The 14590-nt window shown below is 46.9% G+C and carries 10 protein-coding genes; 7 read left to right on the forward strand and 3 right to left on the reverse strand.

Annotation, left to right across the window (positions count from 1 at the left end; all coding sequences use genetic code 11):
* Nucleotides 1–170: 170 nt before the first annotated feature.
* Entirely contained in the window at nucleotides 171–1325 is a 1155-nt protein-coding gene (locus BLCOC_RS07060) for a glycerate kinase family protein (protein ID WP_115624849.1), read from the forward strand.
* Here the strand turns inward: BLCOC_RS07060 and BLCOC_RS07065 are convergent.
* The gene (locus BLCOC_RS07065; RefSeq protein WP_115624850.1) at nucleotides 1322–4468 is read right to left on the reverse strand and encodes an AAA family ATPase; all 3147 of its coding nucleotides are present in this window, start codon (nucleotides 4466–4468) and stop codon (nucleotides 1322–1324) included. The genes BLCOC_RS07060 and BLCOC_RS07065 overlap by 4 nt on opposite strands.
* Before the next feature lie 313 nt (nucleotides 4469–4781).
* Between BLCOC_RS07065 and BLCOC_RS07070 the strand changes: the two genes are divergently transcribed.
* Genes BLCOC_RS07070 through nhaC form a run of 4 tightly spaced genes read left to right on the forward strand, consistent with a single transcriptional unit; the run spans nucleotide 4782 to nucleotide 9830 of the window.
* Complete coding sequence (locus tag BLCOC_RS07070) at nucleotides 4782–7049, forward strand: xanthine dehydrogenase family protein molybdopterin-binding subunit (RefSeq protein ID WP_165907216.1); 2268 nt, start codon at nucleotides 4782–4784, stop codon at nucleotides 7047–7049.
* Nucleotides 7046–7519 (forward strand): (2Fe-2S)-binding protein, encoded by a 474-nt coding sequence (locus BLCOC_RS07075; RefSeq protein ID WP_115624852.1) that lies wholly within the window; start codon nucleotides 7046–7048, stop codon nucleotides 7517–7519. The genes BLCOC_RS07070 and BLCOC_RS07075 overlap by 4 nt, the downstream gene beginning before the upstream one ends.
* Nucleotides 7516–8409, forward strand: a complete 894-nt coding sequence (locus BLCOC_RS07080) for an FAD binding domain-containing protein (protein WP_165907217.1) — start codon at nucleotides 7516–7518, stop codon at nucleotides 8407–8409. The genes BLCOC_RS07075 and BLCOC_RS07080 overlap by 4 nt, the downstream gene beginning before the upstream one ends.
* Nucleotides 8406–9830: a Na+/H+ antiporter NhaC gene (nhaC, locus tag BLCOC_RS07085; protein ID WP_115624854.1), complete on the forward strand. Its 1425-nt coding sequence runs from the start codon at nucleotides 8406–8408 to the stop codon at nucleotides 9828–9830. Before BLCOC_RS07080 ends, nhaC begins: the two co-directional genes overlap by 4 nt.
* Nucleotides 9831–9895: 65 nt before the next feature.
* Here the strand turns inward: nhaC and BLCOC_RS07090 are convergent, their stop codons facing one another.
* Nucleotides 9896–10495 (reverse strand): DUF1062 domain-containing protein, encoded by a 600-nt coding sequence (locus BLCOC_RS07090; protein ID WP_165907218.1) that lies wholly within the window; start codon nucleotides 10493–10495, stop codon nucleotides 9896–9898.
* A 342-nt stretch (nucleotides 10496–10837) separates the two neighbouring features.
* Nucleotides 10838–11110, reverse strand: a complete 273-nt coding sequence (locus BLCOC_RS07095) for a CD3324 family protein (protein ID WP_018593862.1) — start codon at nucleotides 11108–11110, stop codon at nucleotides 10838–10840.
* A 297-nt stretch (nucleotides 11111–11407) separates the two neighbouring features.
* Between BLCOC_RS07095 and BLCOC_RS07100 the strand changes: the two genes are divergently transcribed.
* Nucleotides 11408–13789 carry an ABC transporter permease gene (locus BLCOC_RS07100; protein ID WP_115624856.1) on the forward strand — a complete coding sequence of 794 codons (2382 nt, stop codon included), beginning with the start codon at nucleotides 11408–11410 and terminating at the stop codon, nucleotides 13787–13789.
* A 24-nt stretch (nucleotides 13790–13813) separates the two neighbouring features.
* Nucleotides 13814–14584: an ABC transporter ATP-binding protein gene (locus BLCOC_RS07105; protein ID WP_018593860.1), complete on the forward strand. Its 771-nt coding sequence runs from the start codon at nucleotides 13814–13816 to the stop codon at nucleotides 14582–14584.
* Nucleotides 14585–14590: the final 6 nt, after the last annotated feature.

Consider the following 14590-nt stretch of genomic DNA (forward strand, 5'->3'; position numbering starts at 1 on the left):
TACATTGAGTAATACATTGCAAGAAACATCACGTTTTGATAAAGTATAACAGATTATTAGTATATATACTATAAAATTATGAAAAATATTAAAAAAAATATTACATATAACATATCAGGAAAATTCATTTTTTGTTATATTAGAAAAAAGAATTATCGGAGGATAAGAATATGAGAGTAGTCACAGCTATTGATTCATTGAAGGGAAGTCTGTCGTCCATGGAGGCAGGCAGTGCTGCCCGGGAAGGGATTTTACGGGTATTTCCCGGGGCGAAAGTGAACGTCCGGCCGCTGGCAGATGGGGGTGAGGGCACTGTGGAAGCGCTGGCAGGAGGCATGGACGGAAAGATACAGCGCGTCACGGTCACAGGTCCTCTCGGAAAGCCGGTAACATGTGAATATGGTATCATTGAGGACACAAAGACAGCTATTGTTGAGATGTCAGGTGCGGCGGGCATCACACTGCTTACACCCGGGGAGAGAAATCCCCTTCACACCACAACGTATGGTGTGGGTGAGGTGATAAGGGATGCCATAGAAAAAGGCTGTAGAAGATTTATTGTGGGGATAGGAGGAAGCGCCACCAATGACGGCGGTATCGGTATGCTGCAGGCACTGGGATACGGTTTTCTGAACGCGGCGGGAGAACAGGTCAGATACGGGGCAGAGGGGCTTTCTGAACTGGTATCGGTCACTGCAGATCATGTTGTACCCGGACTTGAAGAATGCCAGTTCAGAGTTGCCTGTGATGTGACGAATGTGCTGTGCGGGGAGCAGGGATGCAGTGCCGTTTACGGTCCGCAGAAAGGTGCCACACCGTCTATGATCGTTCAGATGGATGAGTGGCTGGAGCGGTACGCCTCACTGGCACAGAAGAGCTTCCAAAAAGCTGATCCCATGCAGCCGGGCACAGGGGCTGCCGGGGGGCTTGGATTTGCCTTTCTCACATTTACCAACGCTGTTTTGGAGTCCGGGATCAAAATCGTTCTGGAGGAGACCGGACTGGAGGACTATATAAAAGAGGCCGACCTGGTCATCACCGGGGAAGGCAGGCTGGATGGCCAGACGGCTATGGGAAAAGCCCCTGTAGGTGTGGCAGAGCTTGCGAAAAAGCATGGAAAACCAGTCATTGCGTTTGCGGGAAGCGTGACAAGGGACGCCATTGCCTGTAATGAAAAAGGGATTGATGCCTTCTTCCCTATCCTGCGGGGGGTATGCACACTGGATGAGGCCATGAAACCATTAAATGCCAGGGAGAATATGGCAGATACGGCAGAACAGGTTTTCCGACTGTTAAAAGCCGGAACAGCTTTAAGTTTTCATTAAAGCTCAGATACTATTTTTTCGACAGCATCCAGATATTGTTCATCCACCGGAGAGTAGACATCCCGGAGCATGCGGCGCGCCTCATGGTAATAATATGCAGCGTCAGAGGGAAGCGCATTCTGAACGGAAATGTTGTTCTCGCCTGCCGGATAGACTCCCGCTTTTATCTGTGCGTAGATGCGGTATATAACTCCCTTTTCATAAGGATTTTGCAGCTTTTCTGCATAACCCAGCGCAGTTTCCAGATGGTTCAGTGCCTTATCCCATTCTCCTTTTTCCAGGAGTATCTGGGAATAGTAGGAATATGGAAGACTGCGTCCCCACATAAGATTTCCCTGCTCGTAGCGGGCAATGGACTCTGTCAGATATTTTTCCGCAGAACAAAGGCTGCCGCTGTCATAAGCGGCCATTCCCGCATAGGCGTAGAATACCGATACCCCGCTGACCAGGAAGTTGCTGCCGCCGATCTGCAGAGCCTTTTCATAGCATTCCATTGCCTTTTCGTATGCCATGGAATGCCGGAATGCCTCTCCGATCCAGGAATAGGCAGCGGCCAGATTGTATAGATGCTCGTCTCTGGCGGGGGAACTGCTGAAAATTTCAATGGCATCCTGCAGATGGGAAATTCCCTTTTCCAGACTGCCTTTCATGATATCACCGAGACCCTGCAGCCGCTTCCAGATTGCTGTCTCATCAGAGAAATCCGTAGGTGAGAGAAGCTGCAGGGATTCCGATACAACCTCTTCCATTTTATCAGGTTCATAGCGGTTGATATATACACAGATCAACTGGCGGTTTGCCTGCAGAAGCTTAGTGAGCCGAAAAGTGGAAGGGGTTTTCTGATTCAGTTCTTTTAACTTTAAAATATAAAAAAGACCTTTCTCATAGCTGCATATCCGTATATAATGACGCCCTATCATGTGCAGATAATCCGACAGTATTTCCAGCTGTTCTTCCCCGGAATTCTCCCCGTCAAAGAGTTCAAAAGAGGATTCATTTACTTTATTTTCCACAGCATAAAGAAGTTCTTCGATGCTGCTCAGGTCAGCGGACAGCCGGTCACTTGTCTCCTCCCTCATATCCAGGGTAAATAGAGTCAGATTATGTCCGATAATAGGAAAAAATTCATGGGTGACGTTCAGGTAATTATATAGGTATTTCACAGCATATTTCAGATATTTCTGCCTGTTGGCGCCCCTTTCAAAATGAAAGATCAGTTTGGGATACAGTGCCATATCAGCAGGGCCTGCGCAGAGGCGGCTCTCAAAATAATGGCCCGCTTTATTGTGGAGGATCCTCTTTTTCGTCCAGGACATTTCGTCGTACACATACTCCAGGATCTTTTGATGGGAGAAGGAAAAAAAGGTATTTTCCTGGTCCGCATCTTCTTTTAGCAAATCCTTGTCCAGAAGGTATTCAAGGATTTCTACCAGTTCAAAATCCTCTTTCCGGGAAAGAACGGAGAGACAGTCATAAGATACTCCGTCAAAAAATATAGATACCAAATTCATGATCTGGCGGTATTCCGCAGGAATAGGAGCTATGCGCTGCTTAATGATATTGCGCATATTGGGAGTGATATCATCGGGAGAGCCATGGTACTTTATTGTATTGACAGCTTCCGTGATAAAAAGTGCATTGCCTTCCGTTTCGTGGAATAGCTGTTCCTTTACATTGTCTGTAAAGACATAACCGGGAAGGAGACGGGAGGCAAGGAATATGGTATCACCATAATCAAAACGATTCACTGTAATGTGTTCTAATTGTCCGATGGAACACATATCCTCCGAAAAACGTTCAGCATCCCCTTCCAAGCTGCTGCGGGCAGTGAAAAGAAAAAAGAGATTCTGCCGGCTGTAATCTTTCAGACTGGTGATAATGTCGCGCATGAGTGACAGGCTCACCTTGTCTGCCCATTGTATATCATCAAAAAAGAAGATCAGAGGTACACCGGAGGACAGACGGATCAGGCCATTGACAAAGATACTCTGAATGCTTTTGTAATCCAGTGTGGAGATATCATCCGCGTCCGGCATGGGATGGCACTGTTCCTGAGTGAAGGGGAACAGGGCCTGTATACTCTGCACTAGAGAAATATGCTGCGCTGTATTTTCTGTGTCTGCCAGGTACTGCAATAGTTCCCGGGCAGGCTTCTGCCAGGGTTTTAATATGTATTTCTCTTCCGCGCAATAGCAGCGGGAAGTTAGTAAAAGAGAATCTGCAGGCAGGGGTTGAGCGGAAAGTGCCTGTTTCGCAAGCCGTGTCTTGCCAACTCCGGCTTCCCCTATGAGCAGCAGGTGCTGTACCGGTACACTTTGTCCAAGAGAGGAAAGATTCTTTTCTATGCGCTCCAGTTCAGCTTCTCTTCCGCAGAAGACAGAGGAGACGCGTTCCTGAGATTTTAATTCCTTTCGGCCCTCCAGAATCTTATTCACTTCCTCGTTCCAGGTCTGCTCAATGACAAAAGCCAGGTCCTGTATATCTTTTGCGGGTGTCTCGAAAAGTTCCTGTTCCAGCAGGGATTCCAGACGGTTATAGATGTGCAGGGCCTGTGTATATTCTTTTCTGGAAAGGTAGATCTGCATCAGATATTTGTAGGCAGTCTCATCAAATTCATTGATCAACATCTGTTTTTGGCAGAGAGACTCACAGAGTTCATAATTCCCGGAATCAAAGTGATGGGAGATGGCACAGTGTAGTTTTTTTAAGTAGTGCGCTTTAAAAACCTGGCGGTTATTAGTAACCCATTCATTAAAGGATATATTATTTTTCAGATAAAATCCCTCCAGAAAATCACCTCTGTACAGCGACAGATCATCCCCGTTTTTCAGAAAACAGTCTGTGTCAATAGTCAGGGAGAAGGCGGGATTGATCTTAATGATATCTCCGGATTCTTTTACCAGGAAATCCTTTCCGAGATTCTTACGGATGATATAAAAGGCGTTTCTAAGGTTTGAATTTGTCTTCTCCTCCGTACATTTATCTTCCCATATGAGGTCAGCCAGCGTATATTTATTCCCTGCTTTGTTCAGAAAAAGGTAATACAGTATGGCCTCTGCCTGCCGATAGGGAAAAACAAGGGGTGACCCGTCCAGCAGGATGGATGGGTTTCCCAGCATTGATACTGCCAATTGCTGACTCATAAGATACCTCCTGATATAAGGCTTTGTTATAGTATTGATTATTAGTAACTATTCAGTAGGTCTGCGCATTTACTGCGCTGACCGTAAGAAAACATTTAGCAGCCAGGCAAAAATTCCATCGCCAAAGGCGATTTGCATGGATTTTTGCTCATAACTGTAAGGGTACTGAACAGTTATGATTATTATTATAAATTCAGTGTCAAAAGATTACAATGAAAATCAATTTTTTTGACACTTCTTTTTTGATATTTTTTTGATGATTTTCCTATATGCTGGAACAAATAAAATCCGAGAGGTAATGGATGGTGAAAAAATGGAAAATTACAAAGTGATAGGAAAGGAACTGTCAAATGACCAGGCATACGGCAAAGTGACCGGGCGGGTCAAATATTGTAGTGATATGCAGTCTTTGGATATGCTGCATATGCGGCTGAAAGCAGGCACCATTCCCCATGGGATCATCCGCCGCATAAATACAGACGAAGCGCTGGCACTTCCGGGGGTGGTAGCAGTGTATTCCTGTGAAAACACACCGGGCACCTGTTATGACAGGGGCAGAGTGGAGGCGTGGGAAAATGTTCCCAACCAGGAAAAGCTGTTTGACAGGCATATCCGTTTTCTGGGGGAAAGGGTGGCTGCGGTTGTGGCAGTCACAGAGGAGACTGCGGCAAAAGCGTGTGAACTGATCACAGTTGAGTATGAAAATCTTCCCGCAGCCATATCAGTGGAGGAGGCGGCAGCGCCGGAGGCATTGCCCCTGCATGCAGGCGGCAATGTTTACGAGGTTCCATCGTTTGAATACGGGAACTTTGAGGAAGCCGGGGGAGATTTTTGTCATGAAAGCAGGTCCCATATAGGAAGAATGACACATCTGGCCATGGAGACCCAGTCCTGCAGAGCAGCTTATGACGCCGCCTCCCAAAAGCTCACCATATGGTCAGGCTGTCAGTCTGTGTTTGGTGTCAGGAGCACAGTTGCGGAATACCTGGGAATGCCTTACGCCAGGGTCCGGGTCATAAAAGCCCCTATGGGAGGTTCCTTCGGCGTCAGACAGGAGACACTGCTGGAGCCATTGACCGCATATGCGGCCAGAATGCTGGAGGCAGATGTAAAGCTGGTTTATACAAGAGAAGAGCAGATCGTGAATACCATGATGAAACACAATCTAGACGGAACGGTGAAGAGCAAGATCCGGAAGGACGGAACCATAGCGGGGCTTTCCATGTCCTGTACACTGGACGCAGGAGCTTATCTCACCGTATCCAGGGGGTATGCCTCCACTATCGGAGAAAAAATAGCAAAAGTGTACCGTATGCCCAATATACATTTTGACAGCCGGGTGGTCTGTACCAACCCCCCCATCAACGGAAGTTTTCGGAGCTGGGGTTCTTGTGAGGAGGCTTTGCTTTTGGAGAACCACTGGAATATGGTGTGCAGGGAGATGGGGATAGATCCTGTGGAGTTTAGGCTGAAAAATATCCTGTATCCCTATGAGACGGAGGTAGTACATAAGATTCCAGTGGGAAATGTACATTTCAGGGAATGCCTGCTGAAGGGCCGGGAGACTTTTGGATGGGAAAAAAGGAAGGAAGCGTGCAGAAAGAGAAACAGGGAGCAGAGGAGATACCGCTATGGAGTGGGCATGGCGCTGGCCTCCCATACCAGTTCCTTTTACCCCTATAGGGTGGATGTCTCCTCCACAGCCGCCAGGATCCAGGAGGACGGCAGCCTGATCATCCACGTGGGAATACATGACCATGGCTGCGGAACAGTCATGGCAATGAAAAAGATTGCGTCGGAGATTATGGAGATCAGCCTGGATAAAATTGAGCTGAACGAGGCGGATACCCAGAATAGTCTCTATGATTATGGTTGCTATGCCAGCAGGACTGTGTATTCCCTGGGACAGTCTGTCAAACAGTGCTGCGAACACATTCTGAAAATGGCAAGAGAGACGGCAGCGGCAGCCCTTGGATGCAACAGGAGTTTTCTCCGCTACCGGTCAGGAGAATTTTTTAAGGAGATGGATGAGGCGGTGAGGATATCCCTGAAGGAGGTCATCCGGTATTCCATACAGACCATGGGACAGGATATCTACTATGCAAACACCACCAATGCCGGAGAAAATCCGGGTGTGGCCGCCGCTCATTTTACCGAGGTAAGGGTGGATACCTATACCGGCATGACAAAAATCATGGACTGTCTCTCCGTACATGATATTGGCAAAGCCATCAATCCTGATCTCTGCAAGGGGCAGATTGGAAGCGGCATACAGCAGGGAATGGGAATGGCACTTTGTGAGGAGATCAAAATACATCCAAAGACCGGGCAGACACTCATAACGAACTTTAAAAACTATGAGGTGGCCAATGCCTGTGACCTGCCGGATTATCAGACTCTGCTGATCGAGGAACCTGAGAACAGCGGTCCGTTTGGGGCGAAATCCATAGGGGAAGTGGTGGTGGTGCCTGTGGCGCCGGCTATAGTAGCGGGAGTCAACGACGCACTGGGGACTAATCTGACTAGGCTCCCCCTGACCCCGGCGGTCATTTTGGAAGCATTGGAGGAAAGAATCGTATGATATTGCATTTTACATTAAACGGGGAAGAGAAAACTATGGAGGTTCCGGGAGAAAAACGGCTTTTGGATTTTATCAGAGAAAACCTGCATCTGACGGGGACAAAGGAAGGCTGCGGGGAAGGAGAGTGCGGAGCCTGCACCGTGATTTTAAACGGACAGGCCATCCACTCCTGCCTTACAGTTGCAGGGCAGTTGGAGGACAGTGAACTGCTCACCATTGAAGGGCTGGAAAAGAACGGGGAGATGGATGCCATCCAGAAAGCATTTATCAAAAAAAGCGCCATCCAGTGCGGATTCTGCACCAGCGGAATGGTGATGTCAGCAAAAGCACTCCTCCTTCATAATCCAACTCCTACCCAGGAGGAGATAAAACGGGCAATTGCCGGTAATATCTGCAGATGTTCCGGGTACCGGGAAATAAAGGATGCCATACAGGAGGCAGCCGAAAGCGAAATGGGAGGTGCCACATGAGCACAGAATATTTGCAGCCGAAGAGCTGGGAGGAACTGGAGAGGGAATTAGAGAGGCTGACGGACAGATCCGTTATTCTGGCCGGAGGTACAGATTTGCTTCCGAAGATCCGGTCAGGAAAAAAGGAACCGGATATTTATTTAAGCCTGTGTCAGTTAGAAATGCTGGGAAACATAGAAAGACAGGGGGATTGGCTGAAGATCGGGGCGATGGCAACCCATGGACAGGCAGCGGAAAACCCTCTTGTCAGAGAATATTTTACAGGGCTTGCCATGGCCTGCAGCCGGGTAGGGTCCCAGCAGATACGCAACAAGGGGACACTGGGGGGAAGCCTGGCGAACGCTTCACCGGCGGGTGATATTATGCCATGCGTTTTCCTGTATGGAGGGAAGTTAGAGATTTTAGGGAAAGATGGACTCCGCTATGTGGAAGCGAAAAAATTTCTTACAGAAAACGGACGCACAGTTCTTGGCAGAAATGAACTTCTCACATCCATCTGGCTTCCTGTGGAGGAGGGGCAAAAAAGCTGTTTTGCCAAACTGGGGAGCAGAAGAGAAGTGACCATTGCTCAGATTTCCCTATGCATATCCTGGAAAGAGGGGGATAATGGATACACGGATATGAAAGGCTTCATAGGGGCAGTGGATGTAAGACCGGTGGAGTTTGAATGTGCCTGTCTGTTGGGCGGGAAGTCCGAGGAGAAAAAAGAGGAAGCTGCCCAATGGCTGTCTCAGAAAATAAAGTCCATTCGGACAAGCAGGGCCAGAGAATCCAAATTAAAGATAACAGAGGCGGAAAAACGGTACAAAGAAAGAGCGGTAAAAGGAATCGTCTTTGATACAGCAGAGATGATAGAGAGAGAAGCGGAAAAAGGAGACGGAAGATTATGAGCGGCGGAAAAAAAGAACGGCAGAAAAATATGACATTTACAAAATCAGTGTTTGTATTCGCATTTGTAGTTGCTGCGCTTCTCACAGTGACTGTTGGTCTTGGGGGGCCGGCTCATGTGGCAATGCTCATCGCAGCCATTGTGGCCGGAATTGTGGCTGTGGGTTCCGGTTATTCCTGGAATGAACTGCAGGATGGGATCGGTGACACCATCAAGGCAGCCGTGCCGGCAATCCTGATCCTGCTGGCGATCGGTGTGATCATCGGCGTCTGGCTGCTGGGCGGCATTGTGCCCACCATGATTTATTATGGGCTTAAAATCTTGTCCCCGTCGGTATTTCTGCTGGCAAGCTGTCTGATCTGTGCAGTGATCGCCACAGCTACCGGAAGTTCCTGGTCCACAGTGGGGACTATCGGTGTGGCACTCATGGGAATCGGCAGCGGGCTGGGCGTTCCGGCGGGTATGACGGCAGGTGCCATCATATCAGGCGCATACTTTGGTGATAAAATGTCCCCTCTGTCAGACACGACTAATCTGGCACCAGCTATGGCCGGAACAGATATCTTTACACACATAAGACATATGATCTATACAACAGGGCCAAGTTTTATTATAGCGCTTATCATATATGGTATTATCGGCATTAAATTTGCAGGAAATAATTTTGACTACTCCCTGGTAGAGCTGTATACATCTACGCTGAAAGACATTTTCTATATCTCTCCTATTATGCTGATACCGCCTGTGCTGGTCATCGTCATGGTGATCAAAAAGATACCGGCCCTGCCGGGGCTCATCGCGGTGGCATTACTGGGATGTGTGTTTGCACTGGCTTTCCAGAGGGCTGAACTGCAGTCTGTGATCACCTCCGCTTTCTCCGGATTTTCTATTGAGACAGGAGTGTCGGAGGTGGATAAACTGCTGAACAGGGGCGGCATGACCAGTATGATGGAGATTATCTGCCTGATCCTGATCTCACTTTCCTTTGCAGGGATCGTGGAGAAAAGCGGCATGGTGAACACAGTCATAGAGCGTGCCCTAAGGAATGCGAAGAAAGATTCCACAGTCATAACAGCAACCCTTTTGTCTACGATCTTTACCAATTTCGCCACAGGTGTGCAGTATGTGGCACTGATCATTCCGGGCAGGATGTTCAAAGACATATACAGAGAGCGGGGACTGCATCCAAAGAATCTTTCAAGAGCTTTGGAGGATACCGGAACACTGTGTGCTCCTTTTGTTCCGTGGGGGACAGATGCCGCATTCCTGTCAGGCGTTCTGGGAGTGACAACAGGTATCTACGCACCATTTTGTTTCCTGAATTTGATCAATCCCATTGTGTCCCTGATATGTGCACAGACAGGATGGACCATAGAGAAAATAAAGGGGGACAGTTCCCCTGCAGCAGACATCGCAGGATAAAAAAATATGGATCACGGCAGGGAAAGCAAAGTATAAGGCTTTCCCTGCCGTTTTTAGGTATCTGCTCAAACATCCGTTTTGAGAAGGATGATCAAGCCATCGGTGATATGGATTTTTTCCAGATTCTCGTTATTACTTCCCTGTAATACCCCGTCTGTGATCAGGCGTTTCATCTTTGACCGGGAGATGGAAAGCTGCTCTGCCAGAAATTTATCGGCCCGGATTTTCAGGCTGTGAGGATTTCTTATGCAGATGATACAGTGGTTTTCATCCGATATTTGTAAAGAAACGGGTGTTTCTGTATCTTTTTTATCTACCATATATGAGACAGATTCTTCCTTCACAACAGCTCTGTTTTTCTCAAAAACTTCTCTGTCTGTTCCGATCTCCAGTGCAAGACTGCTGTCATTTTCCTGGAATTTTTTATATAATTCCTGCGACAGTTTTTTGGGGCTGATACGTTCAAAAACTGTCAGATTATAGGTGGACCTGCACTTTTCACACTGATAGATCAGCCAGATATCAATACATTTTCCATTGGCATTGATGCGGAAATCCCCGGTACTTTGAAAGAGAGATTTTGTGCCGCATTTTGGACAGTTTCTGATGATTTTATACGAAGAGGCAGGTGTAATGGTCCATGTCTCCTCCTTTAAATAGCTCATATGCATATTCCTTTCGATTTTTATCGGTTCAGGATCTGCAAAGGCTATTTCACTATAGAATTGTTATAATGCAATAGCCTCTGCTATGCATTTTTCTTGGGTTCCAGCATGATGGATTCCTCCTTTTTAGGTATGGGGATATTATAGCGGGAGGTGACGGCGGTATCCACCTTAAACTTTTTTCTAAAAGAGAATGAGGAAAAATCCCACCGCTGCAGTCAATTCTCTCCGAACTTTTGTCTGTGACTGTGAAGGCACTGAACAGTTACGGAGTGTAAACAAAAAAGAACAGCATAACGCATTCCTGCAGGTTATGCTGTCCTTTTATATTTCTATTATTACCTATTTCCTTTTTTCCTGTAATAAGATCCTCTGTACGCTTTTCAAAGACAGGCAGTATTTATCTGCCAGTCCCGCTGGGTCTGCGCCGTTTCGGTAATCACGGTACAGCATGGCATTGCGCGCTGCGATTTCCTGCCGGATGCCCGTGCCGTCTCCCCAGGAACGTCTATTTTCTGTCCTCCTGGGAATATAGATGCTCTCACCCTCCACGTACTGCTGTATCAGTTCCAACAATTCTTTTGGAAGGATCTTATCAGCCTTTTTGTAGCTCATCCTGTCCTCCTCGGTTATTTTAGTTCCAGGATTCGCAAAGGCTATTCTATATGGTATCATAATTCGCAATAGCCTCTGCTACGCGAACATAACATATCGTTTCATAAAAAAATGCCCCCTTTTATTGTTTGAAAAATGTTTTGACTGTCTGGTATGATTATACTTTATAACAGTAGATTTGTATAGGATAATCCGGAAAGTTTTCTGTGTGTAAATAAAAGGAATCCGATTTAAGGATTTTTTCATAATTGCCGGGTTATAATCAACTCAGAAAACAGGAAAGGGAAGGATAGCCAAATGCTTTACAGAATATTAAAGAAGGATTTGCTGAGGAGAAAGGGAGTCAATGTGATACTGTTTCTGTTTATCACCATTGCAACCATTTTTCTGGCCAGCAGCGTGAACAATATCCTGGTTGTGAGTTCAGCCATTGATCATTACACAAGCTACTCAAAAATCCCCGGTGTGAATTTTATCATGCGGGGAGAAACAGAGAATGAAAAGGCGGAAAAATGGCTGGACAGTCAGTATGGGGACATAAAGGAATATGGAAAGAGCAGCCTGATCGCCCTCAATGACCAGGATATAAAAATTGTAAAAAACGGAAAGAAAAAGGAGTACGATACCGCAGGAACCTCTGTGTATATAAGCGCTGTGGGGATGGAATACTGCAAGGTCTTTGACCCGGACGGAAAGTCTTTTTCCCTGAAGGCCGGGCAGGCTGCCATGACAAGGGATGCCATGGAGAGAAATCATCTGAAGACGGGGGATAAAATTGTCATTTCCGTGGGAGATACAGAAAAAGAACTGACGGTTGCCCAGCAGATGAAGGACGCGGCTTTTGGAAATGATATGACCGGAATGAACCGTATCATTTTAAGCAAAGAGGATTATCATACATTCCATAAAGACGAACATGCAGAAGATATCAGTATGTATCTGGTCATGACAGATCATGAGACAGAGTTTGTGAGGGCGCTGAATGAACAGGATTTTACAACTGTTTTAAGTACTGTCACAAAGGGCACATACGACATGATCTATTCCTTCGATATGATCATGGCTGCCCTTTTGATCCTCGTAGGTATCTGCCTGATCCTTATTGCACTTCTGGTACTCCGCTTTACACTGATGTTTACCATGGAGGAGGAATACCGGGAGATCGGGATCATGAAGGCTGTGGGATTTCGGAATTTTGTAGTAAAAAAAGTATATCTCATAAAGTATCTGGTTCTCGTGTCAGCAGGTACTGTGGTGGGCTTTACAGTTAGTGTCCCGGTCAGCCGGGCCATGGTGAAAAGTGTCAGCCGAAATATGATCATGGAGGAAAGCGGTTCCAATCTGTGGGTAAACCTCATTTGTTCCGGGTGTATCATCTTTCTGGTCATGCTTTTCTGTTATATCTGTACCGGAAAGCTGGATAAGATTTCGGCGATCGCTGCTGTCCGAGGCGGAAAGTCAGGGGAGAGATACGGCAGGCGGGCCGGGATCAGACTGAACCGGAGAGGGAAAATGTCTGTTCCCATGTTCCTGGGACTGAACGATATGCTCACCCATATGCGGCGGTATCTGGTACTCATGATCACATTCTGTATCAGCTTTGTGCTGATCACCATTCCGCTGAACACCATCAACACCATGAGGAGCAGTGAGATGGTAGTAAAATTTGCCCTGAACCCACACAGCGCGGTATATGTAAGAAGGATAGAGCAGCCAAGTGAGGGGAATTACAGAAATAAAGAGGATCTGCTAAAGGGAATGCAGCGTGTAGAACAGGAGATGAAGGAAGAGGGATACGATGCTAAACTCACGGGAATTCCCTTTTACTTTTTGAAAGTTTCAAGGGATGGAACGGCCTCAGATCAAAAGCTTTTGGTATTACAGAATCTGGGTCAGGACAACGATTATCTGATTTATGACAAGGGTGAGGCCCCAAGGCTGGAAAACGAGATCGCACTCTCAGAAACGGTTTTGAAGCAGAATAAATGGAACATTGGTGACTGGGTAGATGTAAGGATCGGCAGTAAAAACAAAACATTCATCATAACAGGCACATACTCTGATTACATGCAGTTAGGACAGTCAGGCAGACTGAATCCGGTCATTGATATGAAGGATGAAATGTTGGCGGATTACTGGAATATTCTGGTGGATATGGATACAGATAAGACACAGAAGGAGCTGGCAAAAGAACTCCAGGAGAAGTTTCCCGGCTATGAATGGGCCGATGCACAGGCTCTGGTGGATCAGAATGTGGGTGGCATCCAGGATTCCTTATCAGACCTTCTTCTCCCTATGACGGGCCTGCTCTGCGCCATCATCATGCTGATCACTGCACTCATGGAAAAACTCTTTATCGTGAGGGAAAAAGGGGAGATCGCCATGATGAAAAGTGTGGGGTTCAGAAACAGGAGTATCCGTAAATGGCAGATTCTACGCATGGTTTGGGTGGTTCTGGTATCCATGATCGCAGCGGTACCCCTGTCTCTTCTGAGCAATCAGTTTGTGCTGAAACCGATCTTTGCCATCATGGGAGCCAGTGTTGAGATCCAGGTTGTGCCCTGGCAGGTATACGGCGTTTATCCGGGAATACTGTTGGTGGGGATCATTGCAGCCACCATTTTTGCAACCAGGAAAGTGAAGCAGATCCATATACGTGAAATGAACAATATAGAGTAGAGGTTTGGATGGAGGTAGAGGAAAATGGAGTCATTGAGAGTTTCTAATTTATGCAAAACATATGTTATAGATAAGCGCCAGAATAATGTACTGAGGAATGTAAATCTGGAGATAAAAGAAGGGGAGATGGTGGCTGTTATGGGGCCTTCCGGTTCGGGCAAAACAACTCTTCTTTACACGGTCAGCGGCATGGACAATGCCACTGCGGGAAAAGTGGATTTCTTTGGGCGTGAGTTGACAAAGCTGAATGCCAATGAGATCAGTGATATGAGGCTGGAACAGATGGGATTTGTATTTCAGCAGATGTATATGCTGAAAAATCTGTCAATCTATGATAACATTATTATGCCTGCTTACCAGACAGCCGTGGGCAAGACCAAGGCAGGCCGGGCAGCAGTCAATGAGAGGGCAAAGATACTGATGCAGAAGTTGGGAATCAGTGAAGTGGCGGACAATGATATCAATGAGGTGTCCGGCGGACAGCTTCAGAGGGCATGTATCTGCCGCAGCCTGATCAACGAGCCGAAGATCATATTCGCGGATGAACCTACGGGAGCGCTTAACAAACAGAATTCCATTGAGGTCATGGAGGAGTTGAACCGTATTAACCGGGAGGGTACCAGTATTCTTCTGGTCACCCATGATATGAAAGTAGCGGCCCGCTGTGAGAGAGTTTTGTATATTGAGGATGGTGATATCCGGGAGGATATCACACTTGGAAAATGGCAGGAAGACCGGGATCTTAGAGCCAGGGAGCGCACATTGAACGACTGGCTGATCAAGCTCGGATGGTAAAGAGAG

This window comes from Blautia coccoides, from assembly GCF_034355335.1.
In the GTDB taxonomy this organism is placed as follows: Bacteria; Bacillota; Clostridia; order Lachnospirales; family Lachnospiraceae; genus Blautia; species Blautia producta.

Bases quoted from the DNA above. Each gene is read 5' to 3' on its own strand.
- BLCOC_RS07100 (WP_115624856.1), top strand. From the start codon at position 11,408: ATGCTTTACAGAATATTAAAGAAGGATTTGCTGAGGAGAAAGGGAGTC.
- nhaC (WP_115624854.1), top strand. From the start codon at position 8,406: ATGAGCGGCGGAAAAAAAGAACGGCAGAAAAATATGACATTTACAAAA.
- BLCOC_RS07090 (WP_165907218.1), bottom strand. From the start codon at position 10,495: ATGAGCTATTTAAAGGAGGAGACATGGACCATTACACCTGCCTCTTCG.
- BLCOC_RS07065 (WP_115624850.1), bottom strand. From the start codon at position 4,468: ATGAGTCAGCAATTGGCAGTATCAATGCTGGGAAACCCATCCATCCTG.
- BLCOC_RS07075 (WP_115624852.1), top strand. From the start codon at position 7,046: ATGATATTGCATTTTACATTAAACGGGGAAGAGAAAACTATGGAGGTT.
- BLCOC_RS07070 (WP_165907216.1), top strand. From the start codon at position 4,782: ATGGAAAATTACAAAGTGATAGGAAAGGAACTGTCAAATGACCAGGCA.
- BLCOC_RS07105 (WP_018593860.1), top strand. From the start codon at position 13,814: ATGGAGTCATTGAGAGTTTCTAATTTATGCAAAACATATGTTATAGAT.
- BLCOC_RS07080 (WP_165907217.1), top strand. From the start codon at position 7,516: ATGAGCACAGAATATTTGCAGCCGAAGAGCTGGGAGGAACTGGAGAGG.
- BLCOC_RS07060 (WP_115624849.1), top strand. From the start codon at position 171: ATGAGAGTAGTCACAGCTATTGATTCATTGAAGGGAAGTCTGTCGTCC.
- BLCOC_RS07095 (WP_018593862.1), bottom strand. From the start codon at position 11,110: ATGAGCTACAAAAAGGCTGATAAGATCCTTCCAAAAGAATTGTTGGAA.